This window comes from Mesorhizobium sp. M0590 (assembly GCF_040320905.1).
In the GTDB taxonomy this organism is placed as follows: Bacteria; Pseudomonadota; Alphaproteobacteria; order Rhizobiales; family Rhizobiaceae; genus Mesorhizobium.
This window is the reverse complement of the sequence record NZ_JAMYQN010000018.1, coordinates 1-23617: the sequence shown is the minus strand read 5'-3', so window position 1 is coordinate 23617 and position 23617 is coordinate 1. Positions and strand designations below refer to the sequence as shown.

Genomic DNA, 23617 nt, shown 5'->3' with positions numbered 1-23617 from the left:
TTTGGTCCCCTTTGCTACGTGACAGAAGGCCGGTCAGGCGATCTGGATCATCACCTTGCCAGCTTCCACCTTGACCGCATAGGTCTGCAGATTGACACAGACGGGAGCCCCTTTGGCCTGGCCGGTCTTGTAATTGAAGCGGCCATTGTGCTTTGGGCATTCGATGATGTCGTCCATGACAAGCCCATCGGCCAGATGCGCCTTCTCATGCGTACAAAACCCGTCGGTGGCGAAGAATTCATCGTCCGGCGAACGGTAAATCGCGAAGGTGCGGCCGCCATGGTCGAAGCGAATGACGTCTTCCTCTTCGACATCGTCCACGGCGCACGCTTCGACCCAATCGGCCATTCTATATCTCTCCTGAAATTTTCTGCATGGCGCCGGTGCGGTGCCTATTCAGCCGCCGCCGACATGTTCACTTCGTGGAACTCGCCACGATAGGGCCTGGCCGTTGGCGGCAGTTCGCGCTTGAGGAAATGATCCTCGTATTTGAGCTGCCTGAGCAGGACAGGCCAGACCTCGCGATAGGCATGCCATATCGACGGGTTCGGCTCCGGCAGATCGTGCTTGATCAATTCATGCAGCTTGGGCAGCGCGTGATAGGGCACCATCGGAAACATGTGGTGCTCGACGTGGTAGTTCATGTTCCAGTAGATAAACCGGCTGATCGGGTTCATGTACACGGTACGGGTGTTGAGCCGGTGATCGACGACGTTGTCGGCCAGACCGATGTGTTGCAGCAGGCCGGTCATCACCATGTGCCAGGTGCCGTAGAGGCGCGGCACGCCGATGAGCACCACCGGCACCCACGACTGCATGTAGAGGGCGAGTGCTATCGTGGCGATATAGATGGCAATATGCCAGCGCGCCGCGATGACGGCCTTGTGCTGTTCCATCTCGGGAACGTAGCTTTTCTCGTCGGGCGTCAGCTTGCCGAACGCCTGGCGTACCAGCGCCGGAAGCGAATAGCGAAAATCAAGGATGCCGGTGAAAGCCAGCGCCGCACGCAAAAGGTCCGGCGGGCGCATCACGGCGATCTCGGCGTCGCGGCCGACGATGATCGTGTCTGTATGGTGCCGGGCATGGCTCCAGCGCCAGGTCACCGGGTTGCGCATCAGCATGAAGCTGGCGATCTGGTAGACGACATCGTTCATCCAGCGCGTGCGGAAGGCAGTGCCATGGCCGCATTCGTGCCAGCGCGAGTCGCTGGAGGAGCCGTAGAGCACGCCGTAGACGAAGAAGAACGGCACGCACCACCAGGTGCCCCAGAAATAGATGGCGCCGGCGGCCGAGCCGAGGATGGCGACGATCCAAATGATCGTGTCGCGGATCGCCGGGCCGTCTGAGCGCTGCATCAACTCCTTGATCGCCTTGCGGGGGACATCCGTGTGGTACCACTCCGCCGAGGCCAGTCCCGTCTCGATCGCCCTGCGCGTGCTTTCGCCGACCAGGCTGTAATCGCGCTTTACCGTGCCAGCCATTGTGACCTCCAATTCCCTCTCGGCCGCGAGCCCTTCCCGCTCCGGCCGGAGCCAGCCTCCCAACTGGTGTCCCGTATTCTGTTCGCCATTATCACGACCTGCCTCCAAGAACAGGAAAATGGCCCGACGGCTGGGGATAATCCTGCTGCGGCTGCCTGGCGATTGCCGCGATCCGGCTCTCGGCGACGGCGATCTCGCCGGCGCCGTCGAGAACCCGGAAAACGGCATTGTAGGAGCGACTCTCGCCATGCTCCAGCCAGATCATCTCGCCGCGTTCGCGCGCGGCCAGATTTCCCAGCACATGATGCGTCGAGGGCTCGATCCCAAGCGCGTACTGCCCGGCCTGGAAATTCTGCCATTGATAGGCGCAAGGCAACTGGTCCTTGCGCGTGACCACTTCGAAGCCGAGGCCGAGCCTGTCGTTGACCACCGCCACAGGGACTTCGCCGGTGCTGTCGGCGCCGAGTTCGTGCTGCCAGACCTGTTCCTTGAATCCCGGTTGCGGCGCCGGCACCGTGCGGTAGCCGACCTTCTGCACTTCATAGCGCTCGCCGGCATGGCCCGCCCAGACGACGTCGCGGATCGGCGCCAGGTAGCGCGATCCTTCGTCGAGCACGGGATGGCTGATATTGATGTGGTAGAAATACATATGCGGCGTACGGTTGAAACCGTGATTGACGACACGGTCCGAAAGCCGGATCTCGTTGCCGCCGACATCGGCCTCGATCCGCCGCAGCAGGTGCAGATCCTCGCCGAATACAGTCGATTGCTGAACGATGCCTTCGGCCCACAACACGCAGCGGTCGCCGTCCCAGGTCTCGCCATAGCCGGTCAGCCGCGCCGGGATGGTGCTGATGCGGCCGTGCAGCGAATGGCGCACCATCGTCTTCGGCGGGTAGTTGTAGGTATCGGCCGGTACTTCGTTCATGAACAATATATGGTCGAGGCCGCAGGTCAGCAGAAGGCCGGAAAACGACCGCGCCCACGCCAATCCCTCCTCGCCTTCATACTCGTGCAGGCCGGGATGGCGAAAACCGCTCGGCGAGTGCCAGCCGATCGCCTGGCCTTTGAAGTCGCAGTCGGCGATGTCGAGCGCCCGGTCGACCAGCGCGGTGAAGCGCAGGCCGGAGCCGGTGCGGAATTCGAGCATGCGGATGCCGCGCTCGACGCCGTCGCCAAGCGTCATCAGCCGCACGCCGGCGAACTGCGACAGCATGCCGGATCGTTCCGAGACCTGCCGGCGCGACAGCGTCTTGCCGTAAAGCTCTACCATGTGACGGCCAGTTCTTTCACTTTGCTCCCGACCTTCATTTCGCTCTCGTCTCCTTGAGCAGGGCCGACATGTCGGCGCCGGTGATGATGCTTTCCACGGTCAGCAGGTCGGTGTCGGCGACCGTCTGCTCGGCGACGATCTCGCCGCGGCGCATGACGATGATGCGATCGGCGACCTGGAAGACGTGATGGATGTTGTGGGTGATCAAAAGCACCGAGTGACCGGCGTCGCGCACTTCCTTGACGAAGCGCAGCACGCCGTGCGTTTCCTCGACGCCGAGATTGTTGGTCGGCTCGTCGAGGATGATGACCTTGGCGGCAAATTGCATGGCACGCGAAATGGCGATCGATTGGCGCTCGCCGCCCGACAATGTGCTGACCAGCGCATCGGCGTCGAGTTTTTTCGAGATGCCGACGCGCTTCAATAGAGCCGACGCAGCATCGCGCAATCGAGCGAGATCGAGCGGCGCGAACACGCCCAGCCATTTGAGATTGACCGGCTCGCGGCCGAGGAAAAGATTGCGCGCAATGCTGAGATCGGGCGCCAGCGAGGTGTCCTGGTGGATGGTCTCGATGCCGAGATCCATCGCATCGCGTGTCGAGCGGATCGAGACCTTCTGGCCGCGCACATAGATCTCGCCGCGATCGACCGGAAACACGCCCGAGATCGCCTTGATCAGCGTCGATTTGCCGGCGCCGTTGTCACCGAGCAAGGCCACCACTTCGCCCTCGTTGAGCGTGAAGGAGGCGCTCTTCAGGGCGCGGACGCTGCCGAAGGATTTTTGCAAATTCTGCAGCCGAAGCACTTCCATGATCAGCTCCTGGCGGCGTTCTTCTGCAGCAAAGCGTGCAGGATGAGCATGGCAAGGATGATGATGCCGACGAAGATGTTGTAGGCGAGCCCGGGCACGCCGATCAGCACGATGCCGTTGCGGATGCTGCGCAGCATCAGCGCGCCGACGATGGTGCCTAGGATGGTGCCGCGCCCACCGGTCAGCGCAGTGCCGCCGACCACCACCATGGCGATCACCTCGAGCTCGTAGCCGGTGCCGGCCACCGGCGAGGCGGCAGAGATGCGGAAGGCGCTGATCATGCCGGCGAGACCGGCCAGCACCGAGGTCAGGATGAACAGCCAGATCTTGACCGCATCGGCCGGCACGCCGCGCGCCACGGCAGCGTTACGGTTCGAGCCGATAGCGCTGATCCAGTTGCCGAGCTTGGCGTAGCGCAGCACATAGATCGCCAGTAGCGACAGGCCGATGAACCACCACAGCGAGGTATAGAAACGGAACGTTCCGATATTGAAGCTGCCGGCCAGCAGCGTCACGAAGAAGCCTGGCTGGTTCCAGGATTTCAGCGGAAAGCCTTGGGTCATGTAAAGCGCTGCCCCACGCACGACGAGCAACATCGACAGTGTCACCAGGAAGGACGAGATCCCGATCTTGGTGACGATCAGGCCGTTGATCGCACCGATCGCTATGCAGAGCAGCAGGCCGGCCAACAGCGCGACGCCAATATCAAACCCGCCGTTCTGCACCAGCAGCATGACGACGACCGGCGCCAGCCCGAACACGGCACCGACCGAAAGGTCGAACTCGCCCGCCGTCAGAAGCAGCGTCATGCCGAGCGCGATGATGCCGAGCTCGGGCAGGAACGCCATCATGTTGGAGATGTTGAGCGGCGACAGGAAATTCGCGTCGGCGATCGCGAACACCGCCAGCAGGACGATCAGGATGACGAGCGAAGAGAACTGCGGCGAGCGCATCAGGCTCGACCTGCGTTTGGTACGCGGCATTTCCTCTTCTGCGGCAATTGTCATGACTGTTTCGACCATATTTCAAGGTGACGCCCGCCGCCTGCGCGGCGAGCGTCAATTTCAATCACTTGTTGTAGAGTTTCAGGATCGGTTCGACGCTCGACGCGTCGTAGAGGCTGAACGTGTGGATGTCGTAGCCGATCGGTTCGCCAGCGGCGGCCAGCCCGAGCAGCGCCACCGGCATGAAGCCTTGCGCCGAGGGAAACTGCCAGGCAGCCGCGTTGATGAACCCAGACTTCACTGACTCGGCCGTTTCCTTCGAATTGCCCCAGCCGACGACCGGGATCTTGCCGGCCGGCACGCCGGCGCCGTCGAACACCCGCTTGACGCTGGCCGCAACGGAATCGCCGAGCGCGATGATCGCCGGCGGGTTGTTGGCCACCATGTAGTCGGTCATCTTGGCGATGATGCCGGCCGGATCGGTGCCGCAATCGACCACATCATATTTGATGCCGAGCGGATCGAAGACGCTGGCAATGCCTTCGGTCTCGAGCTGCTGGTAGCTGGCGCCCGGCACTTCGACCGGCAGGAACACCTTGTCGCCCTGCTTCACCATCTTGTGGTCGACCAGATATTTCGCCCAGATGACACCGGCTTCCTTAAGGTCGGCGCCGACATAGGCCTGCCGGCCGGTTGCCGGATCGTCGGTATTGAAGAACACGATCGGGATGCCGGCCGCCTTGGCTGCCTTGACCTCCTCGGTCCACAGGCCGGGCTGCGCCGAGGTCGTGGCGATGCCGTCCGGTTTGGCGGCGAGTGCCGAGTTGAAGGCTTCCTTCTGCGCCGCCATGTCGCCGCCGCTGAACGAGATCTTGCAGGTCACCTTGAGCTGGTCGCAGGCCTTGGTGGCGCCGGCATTCCAGTCGATCCAGAAGGCATCCGACGGGCCGCCATGCGACAGCAGGTAGAACGTCTTCTGGGCGTCCTGCGCCAGCGCCGGCGTACCCAGCGCAACACCGGCGAGAACCGTCGCCGCGGCAGCGATTTTCAACGCGAATTTCAACATTTCTCTTCCTCCCTTGTTTCGTAGCCGAACCGCGCCATCACAGTCCGTTGGCGCGGAATTTCCCGTCGAGGAATTTCTTGGCACGGGGCACGTCGTCTTCCGAAAGATGCTCGATGATGACCGGGATGTTCGGATGCTTTTCGGCCAGCCGCTTGAGATAGAGGTCGTAATTCAGCGAACCGAGGCCGGGCGCCGGCAGCTCGATCTCGCCGACGCCGCGGAAGGTGTGGCTCTCCAGCGCGTCCTCGTCGCCGATGTCTGCGTGCTTTTCCGACTTGTCGCCGCCGGAACGCTTGACGTCCTTGGCGTGGGCAATCTTGATCTTGTCGGTCAATGTGTCGAACACCTGGTTCAGGATCTGGTCCATCCTGTCGATGTTGTGCGTTTCGAAATAGTTGGTCGGGTCCATCAGCAGGCCGAGGCCTGGGTGGTCGACCTGCGCGAACATCCTCACCGTCTCCTCGACCGAACCGACGACATTGTTGACATAGGTTTCGAGCAGGAAGACCGCGCCGTGGTCATAGGCGGTCTGGGCAAGGTCGGCGATGACCTTGCGGCATTCCTCAAAACCTTCCTCGGTCTTGTTCTTCGGGTGATGCACCCAGTCGGACTCGGTGTTGTAGGTACCGGTTTCCGAGATCACGTAAGGGGTGCCGAAATGGCGTGCGTTGCGGATGATCTCCTTCAAATAGCCGACGCGCCGCTCGCGCTCGGCCATATCCGGATGGATGATGTTGGTATAGCCCGATACGCAGCAGATCGGCAGATTGTGATCGCGAAACGTATCGCGGACGGTCTTGGCCTTGTCCCTGGTGATCTGCCCGGCCGACAGATCTATGTCCTTGAAATGCAGGTCGAGCTGTACGGTGTTGAAATCGAGCGCACGGATCTTCTGCGCGGTTTCCTTGAGGCCATACGGGAAATAACCCGTGAAAATACCTGCCTGCATCATGGTGTGAAGTCCTCCCTGTAAGTAATTCAGTCAGTTGATATTTCGGAAAGTTTGACTGTCCGGCCCATGTCGATCGAGCGATAGCCGGCTTCGACCAGCGCCATGGTCTTGACGTTGTCGGCGACCGAGAGCGCCGGCGGCTCGCCCGTCTTAACCGCGTGCTGGAGCTGCTCCATGACGCCGATGAAGGCATGCGGGAACCACATCGTATCCCATTTGGGTGTCACCCATTCGCCACCGGTGGTCTCGGTCGAGGCATAGGTCAGCGTCGAGGCAGAACCTGTCGGCCAGCCGATGGTGCCCTTGGCGACGCCCTTGGTGCCGTCGACGCGCCAATTGATGTGCTGGTCGTCCTTGTAGCCCTCCTGGCGCGGACCGGACCAGACATCCTCAAGCGATACGGCGAGCACGCCCGACGGGAACTTTATCGTCGACACGGTGATGCCGTCCGAATGATCGAAGCGGGTGCGCGGATCCTTGCGGGTCAGGCTGGTGATCTCCAAGGGATCGCCGAACAGGAAGCGCAATACGTCGAGATGGTGGACGCTCATATTGGCGAGCGTCAGCCGGTCATAGTCCTCGAGGAAGCTCTGCCAGTGCGGGATCGCATGCATGTCGATCTGGGCGAAAACGATGTCGCCGAGCGCGCCGCTGTCGATGATCTGCTTCAAGACGCGCATCGACTGGTCGTAACGCATGTTCTGGTTGACCGAGAGGATCTTGCCTGCCTTGGCCGCCTCGTCGCGAAGTTTGACTGCCTCTTCAAGGGACAGCGCCAATGGCTTCTGCGCCAGGATCGCCTTGATATGTGCCTGCTTCAGAGCATGGCGGATCAGCGCCGGCTGCTTGTCCGGCGGAAAGGCAAGGTCGATGATCTCGACGTTCTTGTCCTCGATGAGCTGTTCCGGCGTGTCGTGGACGGTTGGGATATCCCAGCGTTTGGCGACCTTCTCGGCGCTGGCCTTGGTCCGCGAGGCAATCGCCACCACGGGGAAACCGGCTTCCTTGTAGGCGGCAAGGTGACATTCGGCCATGATCATGCCGGCGCCGACGCAGCCGATCCTGTATTCTCTGGTGCGGACTTTAACGTCCGGCTCGAAGCCGTTGCCCACCATTTCTTGGCTTGCCATATATTCCTCCCGAAGCTCGTTCCTTGCAGCCACCGTCATCTTGCCAGCGCTCCGCCGCCTTGCCCGAAATAATGCACCCTGCCCGGCTCGCAGGATATCGCCACCATCGCGTCCGGCCTGATGTCCGGCTGGCCGCGCAACAGCGCCCGCAGACGCGCCTGCCCGGCGGCGAGCGTCACAACCGTGTAGCCGCCGAGCGGCTCGACCTCGAACACTCGCGCCGCGCGGCCCGCGCCCCCCTCCGACCAGGCCTTAACCTTGATATCTTCCGGCCTGAGTCCAATTTCCACGGCATCGGCCGGGGCGCCGGTATCCGCGATGCGGATCGTGCCTTCCGCCGCCTCCACGCCTTCAGCGCCGTGCACCGACTTCAATATATTCATCATCGGCGAGCCGAGCAGCCGCGCCACATAGGTGCTGGTCGGCCGGTCATAGATCTCGGCCGGCGCGCCGATCTGCCTGATCTTGCCGTTCTCCAGTATGGCCATGCGGTCGGCGACCGACATCGCCTCTTCCTGGTCGTGCGTGACATAGATCAGCGTCTTGCCAAGCTCGCGCTGGATGCGCTTGAGCTCGACGCGCGTCTCCTCGCGCAGCCGGGCGTCGAGCGCCGAAATCGGGTCATCCATCAGATAGGCGGCCGGGTCGCGCACCAGCGCGCGGGCAATCGCCACGCGCTGCCGCTCACCTCCGGAAAGCTGTGCCGGCGGCTTGTGCAGGATATGGCCTATATGCAGCTTGGCTGCGACGTCGGCGACGCGCTCTTCGATCTCGGCTTCGGCGACCCGGCGTTCGACCAGCGGAAAGCGGATGTTGTCGCGCGCGCTCATATGCGGAAACAGCGCCAAATTCTGGAACACCATGGCGACGTTGCGGTCGGCCGGCGACACTGTGTTGACCGGCTTTCCGCCGATCAGGATCTCGCCCGCGTCCGGGGTTTCCAGCCCGAGCACCAGACGGAGTATCGTCGACTTGCCCGACAGCGGCGGCCCGAAGAAGCAGAAGAACTCGTTGTCGTTCACCGCGAACGACGCATCGTCGACGGCAAGCGTGCCGCCATAGCGTTTTGTCACATTACGGAAAACGATATCGGCCATCTCAACCTGCTCTCAATGCAAGACCGGAGGCGGCGTCGAAGACGCGCACCGCCTCCGCCGCAGGCGCGACGACAGCTGTCTGCCCGATCGCCAGCCCGACATCATTGTCGAACACCGCCTTCACCGCAGTCTCGCCGTCGCCAAGGTGGATGATGGTGCGCGCGCCGATCCGCTCGACGAAACTCACCGGCATGGACAGGCCACGGCCACCTTCAGCCAGCGTCACCTGCTCCGGTCGAAAGCCATAAAACACCTCGCCGCGCATCCTGCGTACGGCATCTGCGATCTCGACCGGCAGCGGCGGTGTCACGCCGAGCGGGCCGAGATCGATGACCAGACCTCGGTCGCTTTCCGCCGGCCTGCCCTTGAGCAGGTTCATGCCCGGCGCGCCGATGAAGCGGGCGACGAAGACATTGGCCGGGTTGTTGTAGACCTCGAGCGGCGTGCCGACCTGCTGCAGCACGCCGTGGTCCATCACCGCGATGCGGTCGGCCATGGTCATTGCTTCGAGCTGATCGTGGGTGACGTAGACCATGGTCTGCCGGAACTGCCGCTGCAACTGCTTCAGTTCGGTCCGCATCACTGCCCGGAAGGCGGCGTCGACATTGGAAAGCGGCTCGTCGAGCAGGAAGATCGCCGGCTCCATGATCGCCGAACGGCCGATCGCCACCCGCTGCAATATGTTGACCGACAGTCTGTCCGCCTTGCGGTCGAGCAGCGACGTCAGTTGCAGCATCTCGGCAATGGCGTCGACACGGCGGCCGATCTCGGCCTTTGGTGCGCCGCGCATTTTCGGCCCGTAGGCGAGGTTCTGCCGCACGCTCATATGAGTGAAGATCGCATAGTTCTGGAAGACGAAGCCGACGCCGCGCCGCCCCATCGGCACGCCGGCCATGTCGCGCTCGCCAAACAGGATCTTGCCGCTGGTCGGCCCTTCCATGCCGGCGATCATGTTCATCGTCGTCGACTTGCCGCAGCCGGACGGCCCGAGCAGCGCCATGAACTCGCCGTCAGCAATGGCCAGGTCCATCGTCTTCAGCGCGGTGAAGTCGCCGAATTTCTTGACCAGGTTCTGCAGGTGGATGGTGCTCATGCCGCCACCTCGCGTACCCGGGCCATGCGTTTCATGGCAAACACCGCAGCGATGGACAGCACGATCAATATGGCCAGCGCGATTGCCGCCACATAGCCCCAGATCAGGTCCTGGGTGGTGAGCTTGTAGATGTAGACTGAGATGGTTTCGGTAGCGACGCCGGGACCGCCGCCGGTCATGATGTAAAGCGTGTCGAATATCTTGAAGTTCTCGATCACCCTGATCGCCAGCGCGATGATGATGATCGTCTTCATCTTCGGCAGCACGATGGTGACGAAGCGCTGCCACGGGTTGGCGCCGAGCAGCGTCGCCGCCTTGATCTGGTCGTCGGGCACGCCGACCAGGCCGGCAAGCAGGATCAGGAACATCAGCGGCGTCCACTGCCAGATGTCGGCGACCATGACGGCGATGAGCGCCAGCGTCGGGTCCGACAGCCAGGCGATGGTGACGGGAAAGCCTGAGATCGCCGACAGGATGTCGTTGACCGGGCCGCCTGACTGAAACAGCATGAAGAACATGTAGCCGGCAACCGCCGGCACCACCATCATCGGCATCAAGAGGATCGAGTAGAAGATCCGCTTGCCGGGGAACTCGTCGGCAAACAGTGTCGCGAGCGCCAAGCCGAGCAGGAACTCCGCCGGCACGCAGACGATCATGACGATGGCCGTGCGCTTCAGCGCACTCCAGAAGCGCGCATCGGCGGCAAGGTCGGTGTAGTTGGCGAAACTGTTCCACATCGACCAGGCGTTCCACCAGCCGGTGCCCGACAGCGGCGACCAGTCGGTCAGGCTGATGTAGAGCTGCATCAGGAGCGGGAAGACGGCGATGAACAGCACCAGGATCTGCGCCGGCAGCGTCAGCCGGAAGCCGAGCTTTGCGCCGTCGTCCGGCAGCACCGACGCCGCTTTGGAGGCTTGCATGTCGCCCTCCGAAATCGTCGCAGTCACCGCGCTCATTGCTTGAGCGCCCCGAAAGTTAGCCCGCGCACCAGATGGCGCTGGATGGCGATGCCCATGATGACAGGCGGCACTGCGGCTATCAGGCCGAGGGCTGCCTTGGCGCCGTAGAGTTGGCCGGTCATCGAGGAGGACAGCGAGGCCATGTAGACCGGGACCGTCACCCATTCGCGCGTGGTCAGAAGCAGCGCAATCAGATAGTCCGACCAGTTGAGGATGAAGACGAACAGCGCGGCACTGGCCAGCGGCGCGCGCATCATCGGCAGCGTGATGCGCGTGAAGACGCGCCACCGCGAACAGCCCTCGACCAGTGCCGCCTCCTCGATCTCGCGCGGCATGTCGTCGAAGAAGGTCTTCATCAGCCAGAAGGCGAAAGGCAGCGTGACGATGCCGTAGATCAACGACAGCCCCCACCAGCTGTCGGTGAAGTTGAGGAAGGCCCACATGATCATCACCGGGGTCATGACCGCCATCGGCGGAAACAGGCGAAGCTGGATCAGCGCCAGCGGCAGGTTCTGGCCCGAGCCGAAGCGCGACAGCCCGTAGGCCGCCGCGGTGCCCGCCGACATGGCGATTGCCGTGCCGAATGTGGCCGACAGCAGCGATGACAGGATCGGCTTCAAAGCTGTGCGGTCGAGCGCGACGATCAGATTGTTGGTCGATTCACCGAAGACGAAGCGGAAATTGCTGAGTGTCGGGTTCTTCGGCCACCATGTCAGGTCGGCGCCGGTCGCCGACCATTCGGCGATCGGCTTGAACGCCATCGACACCATCCACAGGATCGGCACCAGCGTAACCGCCATCGCCGCAAGGATCGCGGCATAGCGCAATATCTCGAAAGGAACTGAACGCTTCATCTTGCGGCTTTGCTGGGTCCTTCGTTGCCGAGGGGAAGAGCGACCGCTCCTCCCCTTCTTGGTAAGATCCTGCGAGGATCAGGCGATCGGATCGAGGACGGTCGGCCAGGCCTCCTTGTTGGTCTTGATGGCTTCGAGAAGCTTCTCCTCGCCGGTGCGGCGGGCAATCTTCTTCCACTCGGCCTCGGTGTCGGCCATCGCCTGCTCGGCTGTCTTGGCCTTGGTCAGCGCGGCGACGAGGTTCTCGTCCAGCGCATTGTGGAAGGCGGTGGCGCCGGGATAGTTGATGGTGGGCACGGTGCGGGCGACCGTCTCTCGCACCACGTCCATGTGGTAGGCGTGATAGGTTTGGCGAACCAGCGGATCCGAGAAATCCGATAGCCGGAACGGATCGAAGTAGCCGCCCGGATTGGCAGTCATCCAGGCGTAGATGCGGCTTGAGCCCAGCCACTGCAGGAACAGGTAGCAGGCCTCCGGATTCTTGGCTTGCGAGGACACCGACGCCGACAGATTGAGCCACAGCACCGACCGGCTGACCAGCTTGCCGTCGATTTCACGGCCGGGCGGCAGCATCGAGCCGATCTTGCCGGTGACAGCTGAATCCTTGTTGCCGGCATTGTCGAGGAACTTCGGCAGATTGGAGAAGGCACAGGTCATGGCCGCGCCGCCCTTGGCGAAATTGCCGTACTGCTCCGGCCAGCCCCAGGAGATCGCATCCGGCGAATGATGCGAAAGCGACGCAATGTACTCGCTGGTCGCCGCGATACCTTGCTCCGAATTGATCAGCGGCTTGCCGGCGTCGTCGAACAAGAACTGATTGGGCGAAGCCATTGAGACATAACGCTGATACCAGTTGGTGTAGCCCCAGCCCTGGTTGCGCAGATCGGTCGAGCCGAACAGGCCCTTGTCCGGGCGCTGGAAGAAAGCCGCGATCTCGTCATGCTGCTTCCAGGTCTTCGGCGCCGCCAGTTCATAGCCGTATTTGTCGGAGAAGGCCTTCTTCTCGTTTGCGTCGCCGAACAGATCGGTACGGTAAACCCATGTCTGGAAGTCGCCATCCAGCGACACGCCATAGGTCGAGCCGCGATACTGATTGAGCAGCGAGACGCCCTTGGCGCCGTCGACATAGCCGCGCTCGGGATCGTCCCATTCCGGCTTGTATTGCGCGACGAAGTCGTCGAGCTTGAGGATGCCGCCGGTTTCGGCGAGGTCGCCAAGGCGGTTCCATTCGACCGCGTAGATGTCGTAGGCCCCACCCTTGGTGGAGATGTCCTGCATCGTCTTGGTGAATTCCTGGCCGTTTGGCACACCGACGATTTCCAACGGAATGCCGGTTTCCTTCTCCCAGAGATCCTTGATCGACGGCGCACCGGCCGGAAACGGCTGGGTCAACTGGCCGATCGAGCCGTCGGACAGGCCAAGTACGATCTTGGCCGGCGCCTTGCCGGCGCCTTTCATCGCCTTGGCCGCCTCGATGGCGCGACCCTCGGGCGTGTCGGCGCCATATTGATAGCGTTCCGAGCCGTCGAAGCCCGTCGGGCCACCGATCATGCCGGGCGCCAGGGCATCGGCCGCATAGGCACGGCTCGGGCGAATGAATTTCGGTGCAATACCTGCGGCGGCAACAAGGACTGCTGCCTTTCCACCGGACGCCAGCAAACGGCGCCGCGACACGCGGATCAAATTCGACATTGGAACTCCTCCCTCAGGGCCTTGTTCCTCCACGGCCCTTATGATGGATATTGACGGCACTATACGAAGGCTGTCAACATCATAAATAATCAATACACCTCATAACATCTCATGGGAGGGGAAGAATGGCGTTTGTAAAGGCTCTCATACTGAAGCCGGTGCTTGAATTTGAGGGAGCCCGGCTGCCCACCTCCCCGCTTTGGTCTGCTTGGGCATTTTGGTATAGCGCAGCGGCTTGCGCATCGGCCAAGGCCGGTTACATCATTTCCCATCAGAATCGCGGACGGCGATGAAGCCGCTCTCCGACGGTGGACCCATGAAATGCGTGATCTCGATGCGCCCCTGGCGCGTTTTGGAATGAGGTGATCGACAGTGCGGTCCACCCTGACAGACATAGCCCGGGAGGCCGGCGTTTCGGCCGCCACGGTCGACCGTGTGCTCAACAACCGCGCCGGGGTCAGGGCGCGCACCCGCGAGGTCGTGCTCGAAACGGCACAGCGGCTTGGCTATATCGCTGAAAATTCGAATAATCCGAGCTCGCTCAACGCGCTGCGCGGTGAGGTAATACGGCTCGATTTCGCCCTGCCCGCCGGCACCAATTCCTTCATCAAGATGCTGCACCGCCAGATCGAGGCGCAGGCGCAGGCGCGGCCCGACCTCGACGTCCGCGTCGCTACCATCGAAGGTTTCAATCCGGACCGGCTTGCGCGTCTGCTGCAGGAACTGCACGGGCAGACGCAAGGCGTTGGTGTGATCGCGCTCGACCATCCAACTGTGCGTGAGGCGATCCGCTCGCTTTCGGCCAGCGGCGTCAAGGTCGTCACCATCGCTTCCGACATCCTGCATGTGCCGCGGGTCGCCTATATCGGCATCGACAACCGCGCCGCCGGCCGGCTCGCCGGCTACCTTCTCAACCGCTTCATGGGCGCCGGGCGTCCGGGCAAGGTCGCGCTGTTCGCCGGTTCGCTCTCCTACCGCGGCCACGAGGAGCGCGAGATGGGCTTCCGCCACATACTGACGGAAGAATCGCCCAATCTGCAGATCGTCGAGATGCGCGAGATGCTCGACGACCGGGAAAAAGCCTATTCGGAGGCCTCCGCCCTGCTGGACCGGCACCCGGACCTGGCCGCCATCTACAATGTCGGCGCCGGCAACACCGGCATCGCCCGCGCACTCAAGGAGCGCGGGCGTGCACTGTCGACGGTCTTTCTCGGCCATGAGGTAACGGAGGGCACCAAGGAGCTCTTGCTCGACGGCACGCTCGACGCGGTCATCGACCAGAACCCGCGCGTCGAGGCCCGCGAGGCGCTCAATACCTTGAGCCATGCGGTCAGGGGCTTGCCTTACGAATTGCACCAGCCAAGGCTGCAGGTGATCTTCAGGGAAAGCATTCCGGAGATCTGAAAGGAGGGCCGAAGCCGATCATAGATGCGCCGTCCAATACGAACAGCGCCTTCGTCTCCGCCGCCGGCGACGACCGTCTCGGCGGCCAGCGCCTTGAACCCGCAAGACGGCGCAAGGACAGACACGCCAGCGGCAGCATAACCGTCATGCTGCCCGATCGAAACCAGCGCATCTGCCCGCTATCACTGCCGACCATGCCATTTCGCTCCTGTGGGTAAGGTTGGTCGCATGGCCGGCCGGTTCGGCATTCGGCTGGTTCGCGGCCGAAGCGGCAGCCGCCACGACGGTGCGCGAACACTGGCGCGGCACGCTGGCGCTCGGCCGCAACGAAACACTGGCGGCAGCCTACTGGCGGCGGGGCGCGGCGGGACTGATGGCCGGCTAGAGCTTGCTCACCATCGCTTGCGCATCTTCGCCCAGACCGATTGCGATCCGGTCGCCGGAGACAATGCCTGACATGTCGCAGACAACGAGCGGCATGCTGATTTCATAGAGGAATTCGGCAACGATGGCGCCGACGGCAAGGATCGGGTCCGGCCGCTCCAGGATAATGCCGGCCGGCGCCGTGCCTCTGCGGATCGCTTCGGCCAGAACCGAAGACGAGGACGACGACCCTCGCCCGCTCGGCATCACCAGGATCTTGCCGGCGATATTGCCGCCCAGGTCCGGATGCGAATGGTCGATGATGTCGCCCGTTTCGACGTCGATCCCGCCCCAGAAGCTGAGCGCCTGCGAAAGCACCAGCGCTGGGCCTTGTGCCGAGCCGGAAAGGTGGAATGTACCGGTTCTGGCCGGCGTCTTCATGGCGCGCCTCGCACGACGCGGCCGGCCGCAGCCGAGCGGACGCAGTCTTCCATGTCACCGAAGGCCACCGAGACACCGATATTGCCAGGTGCGTAATGCGCCCATTTGCCCGAATTGGTCATCACCACGCCATCGAGACGCTCGAGGATCGACGTGACATAGGTGCAGGTGTCGGTGACCGGAACGAGGCCGAAGGCTTCCATGCCGGCCAGTGCGCCTTCGTCCTGCAGCCGCGTCAGCGTCGCGCGCCCTGTGTTGACATAGATTGGGACACCCTTGCCTGGACCGACTTCGCGCAGCAGCGGCAACAGGCGCATCCACTCGTCATAGGAGAAATGCGGCGTGCCTAACGACACGGCTGCAAGCTGCACGCCATCGGGGACGCTCGACAGCCTGGCCAGCGCATGGTGGATGTCAGCGCGAGAGATCCGGATTTTTTCCTCCGGCGCCAGGCCGTGCAACGCCTCATCCGGCGTCTTCGCCTCCGGCGTGATGCCGACGGCATGAAACAGCGCCACGGCACCCGTCGTTGCCGCCGCCGCCCCCAGCGCCTTCAATTGGTCCTCGTCGCGCGGCTGCGGCAGGCCCGATATCACCGGAATGCGGTCGCGAGCCCTTTGCCCGATGATCAGCCCGACGCCGACAAACAGAGCGTCGCTTGGCTCGAAAGCAGCGTCAGTCAGCTCGAACAGGACCTGGCCTCGTCGATTTTCACTCAGATGCAGCCCCCATGCCGGCGCGCGCCCGGTCATTGCGCAGCACAAATCGATAAAATCGCCATAGCGGTTGGTCCGCGCCCCGATCACCGAATTGGCAAAGACGATGGCGTTGGACTCACCCCAGGCGATCTGCTCGCCGAACCTTGGCCGGAACCGGGTCTGATAGGGTGCGCAGGTGAAGGTCGCCTGGCAGCCGAGTTCCAGATGCGCCTTCATCAGGCGTCGCGCCGGCGTTTCTTGCGACACCGGCATCTTCACCAATCCGGGATGGATGAGGTCGAACGAACCGACGTTCAGCGTCGTCGGCACCCGAACGCGGCCGCCGCCCTCGATCAGCATTTCGACGAAATCGAGGCTGGCCTGGCCGTGATAAAGGCAGCCGTCGATATGGGCACCGGCAATGTCCAGCAATTTGCGCGCGCCGACCGCCTTCGCGAAAGCGACCAGGATCTTCATGGCGGCAGCCGCTGCCGAGCCTTGCTCGCCATGCAGCATCGACTGGTCGCCGGCCGTCAATTCCAGCGTCATCGGCAAATTCCCGGGCCCACACTATGCCGATCGAGCACTCCCTGATTGCGGAGCGTCTGGCAAGACAGAGCTTTGGATCTCTTCTACTTCGCGGCGATCAGCGGACCAGACGTTCACAGCTCATCGCGAAGCAAGAGAGTCGCGAAGCACGGTCGCAGAGCGGGCGATCGCCGCGGAAACGACGCTATTCCTTCTGGGGCACCCCGTCGACTGCCCCGTCGCCATCTGCAGAATGCGGCAGGATGCCGAAGTCGCGCGACTTGGTCCCATGCGCCGCCGTCAGGAAACCATCGGCTGTGAGGCCTCGCCTCAAAAGTTCCCGTACCGCGGCCGACCGGCTCGGCATGCGCTTGTCGAAGCGCCAGTTCTCCAACGCCGCCAGTTCATCGGCGGTCAGCATGATCTGCAATCGTTCCGGGCGTTCCAGTTCGGACATCTCGGCCTCCAGTCATACCAGGCTAAAACTAGCTGAGTTAGCATGTTCCTAATTCTTCGTAGAGTTAGGTATGTTGGCAGAGTACGTCAAGATCTCCAGATGCGTGATCCGTGCAGAAATCCAATGAAGCGGATCAAGCATCAACCGCACAATCGACAAAATACACTAACTATTTGATACTAAATGATTTTTCAAGATTTTCGCTTGTCAATCGCCGACTCTGGGCGCATGGTGAAAGCGAGGGATAAACCGCTCCTGAAGGGAAGGTTTTCCATGCGCTACGGATTTTCGGTTCGCCTGCACGAAGACGTCAGTTCCCGAGTTCGGGCTACATTGCGGTCCGGGATTGCCATCAATCTGACTGCTGTCGCCGAAGCCGCGCGACTGCAGAACCTCGCCGAGAATGTTGCGCGCGAAGACATCGAATGGCTCGTCATGCAAGCAGCCCAGCTCTACGGGGCGGCTATCGAGTTCGACGGCTTCGCGGAAACCGATCTGGCGGAGTTTGCGTGCCCTCAGCTGATGCAAAGAAGCCCCGCCGTGGGCTGGGACGCCTTGGAAGACGGAGCGTCCGCTTCGCCGGATCCTGGCCGTCAAACACACTGAGGCGCGTGCTCGTGTGAGCCCCGCCCTGCTGCCGCCACGTGCAAGGCGGTAAGTAGCCCGCCATTGGGATGGCGGGCTTGGCGCCGACGAATCTCGCGCCTGAATATGAGCTCTGCACTGGCAGGCACGAGGAATGGCTGTTGCCATTGCCTGGGCAGGGCAGTTCCGCCGTGACCGGACCGATCCGGACAAGGCGGGGCGATTATGTACTTTACAAACAGGGAGGTCTGAAGACGCGGGTAGCCCCCTCTTCGGGGTCGATCACCAACACAACGTTTTCTGGGTTTTGCCAAGGCAGCGACATCACGTAGGCCGCAAAGTCGTCTTCGGAGAAATGGTTGAAGCCGCCGCCAGCTACAAACATTTGCGGATGCTTGCTGCCGCCAAAGCTAGCCTCGACGCTGTTAAGTTGTTGGAAGGGGCCGGCGCGCTCCGCTAGCCACTCCTGTATGCGCTCGAAAAGAACGGGCTGACCGTTCGGGCTCGAACAATCTTCAGCAATAGATGTACAAAGCACCACACCGCTGACGACGCTCATCGTGCCTTCTTGCCCTTCGGCTTTTGCTTGTGGTCAGCCGGGGTACGCGCCAGCTTGCCCATTAGGGCATCGGCATCGGATTTCCCTTCGTCCGCTTCAATCTCGCGCGCCTTCTCTATGAACGCGCGCGACTGTGTTGCGTCATCCCGCTTTGCGGACTTGTGCTTCGCGGTCATTGGGCGCCCTCAAATATATCGTGCTGCGGCTTAGGTGGCTTAGGCGTTGGTTTTGGAGGGCAGATTTTCAGCGGCTTGCCATCAGCGCGGTTCACCTTACCGTCCAGCTTGAGCAAATCGGCGCCATCGAACGTGTGCATCTCATCGACGTTCAGGGCCAGCGCCGTTGCCAAATGGATGCCATCGGAGGGCTTCTTGCATTCGGTGTGATGTCTCATAAGCCTTCGACAGGCGACACCAATCTTTTCGTCAACGACGACCGCGCGAATCCATCTTTGCCGCAGCAACAATTCGATTTGCTTATCGCCATCCTCAGAAAGCGGCTTGCCGGCGTCCTCGCACTTCGCCTTGAAGACCTCCGCAAAGGTGAAGAATGACGTGTAGATCAGTACGTCGCCGGCTTCGGCTTCCTTCCACACTGCGGCACAATTATTCAGCTTGCCCGGCTCCTGGTTTATGAGGCCGAGAAACGTACAGGAATCCCAATACACTCTTTTAGCCAAGCCGCCCTTCGTGCAATTGCTCTAAATATTCGTGAGGGTCCATCCCCGCCGTAAAATCAGGATCAAGTATCGCTTCCAAATTCACAAGAGGGGCAAACTCAATTTCCCGCACTTCGACCGCGTCTATGGTCTGCAATTTTCCGCCGGCGATGTAGTTGAGCCGCCCATGTACCCCAAGGGTTTTTCCCTTCCAAATATCGCTCATGGAATGCTCGTCACCGAACCTTTCGATTAGGTCTCTGGAAAGAGTGCACCAGATGAAGCCATACATTTCGTTTTTGATCTGGATAGCCTCTCTATTGCGATAGCGACCAGCCGCAAGCATCACGCCTTCAATCTCGCCGAACGACTGTCGCGGCACTAGATCTTGCTCGAAATCCATCACGTTGAAAGCATCAAGCGTGTTGATACCGGCTTTCGCCTGATCGGGCGTGATCGAGATCACGTCACCGTCTTCAAAATCAATATAAGTCTCACCGATGCCGTTTAGATTTCTGGCGAAGATGCCTTTGGCAACAGCGAAGGTATCGTGCGTCATCCATTCCGGAGGAGTGCCGCGCGTCATGAGGCTCCGAAGACCTTGCGAGACTTCGGCTTTGACGCGCTTAGCCATGGCCGACACATTGACCGAAGGATTGGACGCTTGCGCAACGGCAACGACAGTAAACGGGCTATTGGTGCTGGCTTTCTCCAGCCTCCACTCAAAACGCGAGTGCGGGTCGCCCATCGACTGCTGAGCGGCCTCAAATAGCTTCATGTGGTCGAGAACCTGCTGCATGGCGTCGGTGACGCTCAGCAACTTTTCATCGGAGACGGTGGGGTGCACCGTTATGACGACACGGTCCATTTTCTCGCCTATTCCGCCCCGACGCCCGATGAGTCCCGGTACTTCAGTCGTTTTCCAACGATGCCAGCCATAGCCCTTACCGTCCGGTTGTTGTCATCGACGCCAAGCGCGATGCGGTTGCTGTAGCGAAAGTCGAATTCAGCAAGATAGCGGTGCAAGTGCTGCTCACCGCAATGCTGATAGATGCCCTTCATGCCACGCTTGAAGATCGAATAGTAGCCTTCCACGGTATTCGTATGCACGTCACCGCGAACATACTCGTCTTTGGAGTGCGTGACAAAATCGTGAGAGGCGAAATCCTGACCGGCGCGGCGATAGATGCCGGACTCGTCAGTCATGAGCGCGCTTTCCCGCGCGATGTTGGCGCGAACGATCGGCATGACATTGCCCATGCGAGCGGTATCGACATGGAAGGAACGAGCGCGACCGCCACGTTCGACCAGCGTAACGACAGAATTCTTGTGAGCGCCGCCGCCACGCTTCACCGGAGCGCCTTTCAGGCGGCCGATGTAGGTTTCGTCAACTTCGACCTGTTTGCCATCGCCGCCCATTGGGGACAGCACCCCGTCACGCATAGCCTCACGCAAGCGATGGAACATGAACCACGCGGTCTTGTACTGGACCTGCAAAGTCCGATGCAGTTGGTGAGCGCTGATACCCTTCTTGCTGGACGCAAGAAGGTGCGCCGCTTGCCACCACTTGTGCAGCGGCACATGGCTTGATTCGAACACCGTTCCGACCTTCACGGTGAATTGCTTCTTGCACTCCAAGCAGCGGCGAAGGCCGGTGCGAGCGGTTGGGCCAGAGACTCGGGTAATGCGCGCCTGTTCGCAGTTGCCGCACTTCGGGCAAATCGGACCTTCGGGCCAAACAATCGCTTCCAGCCGCTCAAAAGCAGCTTCTTCGTTGTGGAAATGTGGCTCGGAAAGGACGCTCATAACCCGGATTCCTACTGTGGATTCAAGGTATCAGGCATCGCCGTGTTTGTAAAGTACATAATCGCCAGGCGGCCGGGCCTATACCATGAACGTAGCCTATAATGGATCTGAATTCTGCCGTTTGGACGCGTTCAATCCAAGTCTGCCTAAATCCGCTCGTTCACGCTTTGCGTGGTCGCGCCTTGGGTTTGCTTCCGTCCTTGGTGACGGGCGCCGGCTTAGGCTGGCGTGCTTTCGGCTTCGGCCGGCTGGCGGTCTTCTCTTTCGCGGCGATTTCCGTGTCGATTTCTGTGGTAGCCTGATCCCAATGCTGCTGATGCGCCCCATCGGGCCTGCCTGCCTGTTCCCAGATCGCGTGTGCCCGCTGGCGAATCCGTTCCTGCCTGTCCGTCACTGATACCTCCGTCGGCTCGGTTCATGCGTAAGCAACGCTGTTCTAGCTGAAATTTCGACCCGCGTCTTGAGGCGCAGGCAACACCGTCATTGAGCCTCTCTGTCACACAGGACAGCGACGCCGAGGAGCGCCGCCTTCTTGATGATCAGCCCTTCAAGGTCGGCGTCCGAGCGCTCGGTTCCGGTGCGTTCGCGCAACAGTGCTATCGCCGCCTTCATCGACAGCAGGCCATCGCCTCGTTCAGCAAGCAGTTTGTCGACGGCGGCGGCCACGTTGACCGGCTCGACATGCGGCAGCATGGGAATGGCTCCTTTCCTTGTTTCGAGACGACAGCGGCTCCATCCCGATCGCGCGGGATGGAGCTCTGATTTGGTTATTAGACCGTGACCTTTCCAAACCCGGTTCGCGGTTTGGCAACGCCGATCACTCGATGACCTGCACTATCTTGCGGGTGCCTGGGTCGACGAGCACGGTGCGATTGCCGACGACGACGTATCTGTACCGCACGTCTGGAACATCGATCGGTTGCAGCTCGACCGTATCGGGCAACGTGGAACCGATATTGAGCTCCACCCCCAGAAGACTGATCGACGCAAGCGGGTGCTTGTGGACGTATTCGCGGATGACCGTCTGCTGTTCGGGCGTGACAATCACCTGGTCCGCGGTGGCCACGCCGACGCCGGCAAGCAACGCCAATCCCGCCGCAGCAGGAACAAGGTGGATTTTCATCGTCTACTCCTGTTGTTACGGGCCTCGCCCTTACAATTGCGACGCGGCATTCCGGTCGAAGCGGCGAACCCTCTAGGCAAACGCCCACGCCACCTTGTTGTTCCGTAAGTGGCGGCTAATCGAACACCGGTGAAGTGCCCGCGCGATGCGGCGAATGGACTGCGAATGAACTGCGGTGGCCCGCGTCGCAAGACGCGGGCCGATCGGTTTCCCGATCAGCAGCGATACCGGAGGGGGGTGATATCTACTGCGTCTGAAATAACATTTAGGACAAGCTAATGTTCCTAAGCGAGTGCAACAAACCTGCCGGCGCAAGCGGCGCGAAGTTGCCGCTCGTCGCTGCTACTGCTTTGGCGGCTGTGGCGGCACCTCGCCGGGCTTGATCACCGGGGTCCTGCCCTCGTCCGGCGGTGGCGCCGCCATGCCCTGATCGCCCGTTGGCGGGGGCTTCAGGACCCCACCGCATGGCTCGAGCGTATCGGACAAATTGTTGCCGGCCGGCTTCTGCTGCTCGCTGTTCTGGTCCGGCAGCTCGACTTTGCAGCGGTCGGATTGCGCCTGTTCGCCCGGCTGCGCGGCCGCCGGCACCGCCAGCAGCAGCGCACCTAGCATATACGGCAAGAAAATGAGCGGTCTCATATCGAGCTCCTTTCGCGCCAGTATCTTCTGAATGTGAAGGCGGGCAGGCGCGATTGGTTCCGTCGTGCGGCAATGCGCCCGGACCGCAGCGGCCCGGAACCGGCCGCCAGACTTATGAGTTCAACCACTGAGCCAATTCAGGGCCCCTGACATTATGGAGAACCGCGATGAAACCGCGCAGGAAAGAACGAACCGACGACGAGACGGAGAGCCCGACGATCCAGCAGCAGGACTGGGACGCCATCCGGAGCGGGAGAATCCTCCCTGACGGCGTGCCGCAAAACGGCGATATTCGCTACGACGTCGAGAAAAGCGGCGAACTGCCGGAGGAGGACGACGATAACGCTTACCAGGAAAGCGACGAGGCCTTGCCGGACGACACCGATGAACGCGTCATTTCGCGCGATCTCCAACGGGAAGGTGGTCCTTTCGACGAGGAATGAGCCACCGCCTTCCGCATTCTGCATCGGCGGTCGGATGAAAAACCCTTGCTTTCAGTCCGGGAGGTCGAAGACCGGATCCTGGCAGCGATAGACCGGACATTGACCGTCACGCGTCTTGATATAAGCGGCGCGCGGCACCTGCGGCCAGTCGCATTCATTGCCGAATTGGCGGACGTATCGATCGTAGGTGTTCTGGCCGGTGGTCAGCACCACCGAGCGATGCCTCTGGATCAGAAGCTGTGTCTGTTCGCACGTCATCGCGCGGCTGTCCGGCCGGGCGTGGGCCGTCGCGGCAAACAGAAGCGCCCCGGCTGTCAGGACTGCCGCTTGTGTCAGGACCTTGGCAAGCATGACACCATCTCCCATGCCTAACGCGCATCTTGGTCGGGCAGCGCCGGATCGAGCCGCCCTGTCGCGAAAGAAAGATCGTACAGAATGCGAGGGAAAATGCAAAAAGCCCGCCGCACCTTTCGGTGGGGCGGGGGCCCACAGCACGACACAATTTAGTCGGGCATGGGGGGCTTAGTCCTCATGTGTCTTAATAACATAATAACCTGGCCA

At 61.6% G+C, this 23617-nt stretch carries 30 protein-coding genes; 4 read left to right on the top strand and 26 right to left on the bottom strand.

Going from position 1 to position 23617, the window contains the following annotated elements; genetic code table 11:
• Positions 1–33: 33 nt before the first annotated feature.
• The 13 genes from NKI52_RS25220 to NKI52_RS25160 form a co-directional block, all read right to left on the bottom strand.
• Entirely contained in the window at positions 34–348 is a 315-nt protein-coding gene (locus NKI52_RS25220; RefSeq protein ID WP_352465283.1) for a MocE family 2Fe-2S type ferredoxin, read from the bottom strand.
• Positions 349–392: 44 nt separating this feature from the next.
• Positions 393–1481, bottom strand: a complete 1089-nt coding sequence (locus NKI52_RS25215; RefSeq protein ID WP_352700180.1) for a fatty acid desaturase family protein — start codon at positions 1479–1481, stop codon at positions 393–395.
• Positions 1482–1572: 91 nt separating this feature from the next.
• A complete protein-coding gene (locus tag NKI52_RS25210; protein ID WP_352700179.1) occupies positions 1573–2754 on the bottom strand; it encodes an aldose 1-epimerase family protein in 1182 nt (393 codons plus the stop codon).
• A 34-nt stretch (positions 2755–2788) separates the two neighbouring features.
• A complete protein-coding gene (locus tag NKI52_RS25205) occupies positions 2789–3571 on the bottom strand; it encodes an ATP-binding cassette domain-containing protein (protein ID WP_352700216.1) in 783 nt (260 codons plus the stop codon).
• Entirely contained in the window at positions 3568–4572 is a 1005-nt protein-coding gene (locus tag NKI52_RS25200; protein WP_352700178.1) for an ABC transporter permease, read from the bottom strand. The genes NKI52_RS25205 and NKI52_RS25200 overlap by 4 nt, the downstream gene beginning before the upstream one ends.
• A 61-nt stretch (positions 4573–4633) precedes the next feature.
• Positions 4634–5575 carry a sugar ABC transporter substrate-binding protein gene (locus tag NKI52_RS25195; protein WP_023675781.1) on the bottom strand — a complete coding sequence of 314 codons (942 nt, stop codon included), beginning with the start codon at positions 5573–5575 and terminating at the stop codon, positions 4634–4636.
• Between the two features lie 37 nt (positions 5576–5612).
• Positions 5613–6527, bottom strand: a complete 915-nt coding sequence (locus NKI52_RS25190) for a sugar phosphate isomerase/epimerase family protein (protein WP_352700177.1) — start codon at positions 6525–6527, stop codon at positions 5613–5615.
• 26 nt (positions 6528–6553) lie between these two features.
• Complete coding sequence (locus NKI52_RS25185; RefSeq protein WP_352579122.1) at positions 6554–7642, bottom strand: Gfo/Idh/MocA family protein; 1089 nt, start codon at positions 7640–7642, stop codon at positions 6554–6556.
• A 50-nt stretch (positions 7643–7692) separates the two neighbouring features.
• The gene (locus NKI52_RS25180; RefSeq protein ID WP_352465289.1) at positions 7693–8754 is read right to left on the bottom strand and encodes an ABC transporter ATP-binding protein; all 1062 of its coding nucleotides are present in this window, start codon (positions 8752–8754) and stop codon (positions 7693–7695) included.
• Between the two features lies 1 nt (position 8755).
• On the bottom strand, positions 8756–9847 hold the full coding sequence (locus NKI52_RS25175; RefSeq protein WP_352700176.1) for an ABC transporter ATP-binding protein: 1092 nt from the start codon (positions 9845–9847) through the stop codon (positions 8756–8758).
• Positions 9844–10803 carry a carbohydrate ABC transporter permease gene (locus NKI52_RS25170; RefSeq protein ID WP_352700175.1) on the bottom strand — a complete coding sequence of 320 codons (960 nt, stop codon included), beginning with the start codon at positions 10801–10803 and terminating at the stop codon, positions 9844–9846. Before NKI52_RS25170 ends, NKI52_RS25175 begins: the two co-directional genes overlap by 4 nt.
• On the bottom strand, positions 10800–11660 hold the full coding sequence (locus NKI52_RS25165) for a carbohydrate ABC transporter permease (RefSeq protein WP_352700174.1): 861 nt from the start codon (positions 11658–11660) through the stop codon (positions 10800–10802). Before NKI52_RS25165 ends, NKI52_RS25170 begins: the two co-directional genes overlap by 4 nt.
• A 78-nt stretch (positions 11661–11738) precedes the next feature.
• Positions 11739–13352, bottom strand: coding sequence for an extracellular solute-binding protein (locus NKI52_RS25160; protein ID WP_352452729.1), 1614 nt, complete (start codon positions 13350–13352; stop codon positions 11739–11741).
• 372 nt (positions 13353–13724) lie between these two features.
• On the opposite strand from NKI52_RS25160, the gene NKI52_RS25155 reads away from it, so the two are divergent.
• Both NKI52_RS25155 and NKI52_RS25150 read left to right on the top strand, forming a co-directional pair.
• Positions 13725–14756 carry a LacI family DNA-binding transcriptional regulator gene (locus NKI52_RS25155; protein ID WP_352700173.1) on the top strand — a complete coding sequence of 344 codons (1032 nt, stop codon included), beginning with the start codon at positions 13725–13727 and terminating at the stop codon, positions 14754–14756.
• A gap of 220 nt (positions 14757–14976) precedes the next feature.
• Positions 14977–15141 (top strand): SIP domain-containing protein, encoded by a 165-nt coding sequence (locus NKI52_RS25150; RefSeq protein ID WP_352700172.1) that lies wholly within the window; start codon positions 14977–14979, stop codon positions 15139–15141.
• Here NKI52_RS25150 and NKI52_RS25145 read toward each other — a convergent pair.
• The 3 genes from NKI52_RS25145 to NKI52_RS25135 form a co-directional block, all read right to left on the bottom strand.
• The gene (locus NKI52_RS25145) at positions 15138–15560 is read right to left on the bottom strand and encodes an aconitase X swivel domain-containing protein (RefSeq protein WP_023675772.1); all 423 of its coding nucleotides are present in this window, start codon (positions 15558–15560) and stop codon (positions 15138–15140) included. The two genes, NKI52_RS25150 and NKI52_RS25145, sit on opposite strands and share 4 nt — an antisense overlap.
• A complete protein-coding gene (locus NKI52_RS25140) occupies positions 15557–16807 on the bottom strand; it encodes an aconitase X (protein ID WP_352700171.1) in 1251 nt (416 codons plus the stop codon). Before NKI52_RS25140 ends, NKI52_RS25145 begins: the two co-directional genes overlap by 4 nt.
• Before the next feature lie 184 nt (positions 16808–16991).
• A complete protein-coding gene (locus NKI52_RS25135; protein WP_023675770.1) occupies positions 16992–17243 on the bottom strand; it encodes a hypothetical protein in 252 nt (83 codons plus the stop codon).
• Positions 17244–17516: 273 nt separating this feature from the next.
• Here NKI52_RS25135 and NKI52_RS25130 point away from each other — a divergent pair, with 273 nt between their 5' ends.
• The gene (locus tag NKI52_RS25130; protein ID WP_023675769.1) at positions 17517–17849 is read left to right on the top strand and encodes a hypothetical protein; all 333 of its coding nucleotides are present in this window, start codon (positions 17517–17519) and stop codon (positions 17847–17849) included.
• Positions 17850–18060: 211 nt separating this feature from the next.
• On the opposite strand, the gene NKI52_RS25125 is transcribed toward NKI52_RS25130, so the two are convergent.
• The 9 genes from NKI52_RS25125 to NKI52_RS25085 all read right to left on the bottom strand — a co-directional run bounded on the left by NKI52_RS25125 (position 18061) and on the right by NKI52_RS25085 (position 22613).
• Positions 18061–18387, bottom strand: a complete 327-nt coding sequence (locus NKI52_RS25125; protein WP_352614491.1) for a hypothetical protein — start codon at positions 18385–18387, stop codon at positions 18061–18063.
• A complete protein-coding gene (locus tag NKI52_RS25120) occupies positions 18384–18563 on the bottom strand; it encodes a hypothetical protein (protein WP_352614490.1) in 180 nt (59 codons plus the stop codon). The genes NKI52_RS25125 and NKI52_RS25120 overlap by 4 nt, the downstream gene beginning before the upstream one ends.
• On the bottom strand, positions 18560–19066 hold the full coding sequence (locus NKI52_RS25115; RefSeq protein ID WP_352614489.1) for a type II toxin-antitoxin system VapC family toxin: 507 nt from the start codon (positions 19064–19066) through the stop codon (positions 18560–18562). Before NKI52_RS25115 ends, NKI52_RS25120 begins: the two co-directional genes overlap by 4 nt.
• Positions 19059–19913, bottom strand: coding sequence for a hypothetical protein (locus NKI52_RS25110; RefSeq protein WP_352614488.1), 855 nt, complete (start codon positions 19911–19913; stop codon positions 19059–19061). The genes NKI52_RS25115 and NKI52_RS25110 overlap by 8 nt, the downstream gene beginning before the upstream one ends.
• A gap of 8 nt (positions 19914–19921) precedes the next feature.
• On the bottom strand, positions 19922–20851 hold the full coding sequence (locus NKI52_RS25105) for an IS1595 family transposase (protein WP_352614486.1): 930 nt from the start codon (positions 20849–20851) through the stop codon (positions 19922–19924).
• Positions 20852–21011: 160 nt separating this feature from the next.
• Positions 21012–21245 carry a DUF2934 domain-containing protein gene (locus NKI52_RS25100; protein WP_352594170.1) on the bottom strand — a complete coding sequence of 78 codons (234 nt, stop codon included), beginning with the start codon at positions 21243–21245 and terminating at the stop codon, positions 21012–21014.
• 86 nt (positions 21246–21331) lie between these two features.
• Positions 21332–21544, bottom strand: a complete 213-nt coding sequence (locus NKI52_RS25095; RefSeq protein WP_352594171.1) for a hypothetical protein — start codon at positions 21542–21544, stop codon at positions 21332–21334.
• Positions 21545–21668: 124 nt separating this feature from the next.
• Positions 21669–21974, bottom strand: coding sequence for a DUF1236 domain-containing protein (locus tag NKI52_RS25090; RefSeq protein ID WP_023675766.1), 306 nt, complete (start codon positions 21972–21974; stop codon positions 21669–21671).
• A 342-nt stretch (positions 21975–22316) separates the two neighbouring features.
• Positions 22317–22613, bottom strand: a complete 297-nt coding sequence (locus NKI52_RS25085; RefSeq protein ID WP_352571258.1) for a hypothetical protein — start codon at positions 22611–22613, stop codon at positions 22317–22319.
• 167 nt (positions 22614–22780) lie between these two features.
• Between NKI52_RS25085 and NKI52_RS25080 the strand changes: the two genes are divergently transcribed.
• Entirely contained in the window at positions 22781–23056 is a 276-nt protein-coding gene (locus tag NKI52_RS25080) for a hypothetical protein (RefSeq protein ID WP_023675764.1), read from the top strand.
• Between the two features lie 51 nt (positions 23057–23107).
• On the opposite strand, the gene NKI52_RS25075 is transcribed toward NKI52_RS25080, so the two are convergent.
• A complete protein-coding gene (locus NKI52_RS25075; RefSeq protein ID WP_023675763.1) occupies positions 23108–23407 on the bottom strand; it encodes a hypothetical protein in 300 nt (99 codons plus the stop codon).
• Positions 23408–23617: the final 210 nt, after the last annotated feature.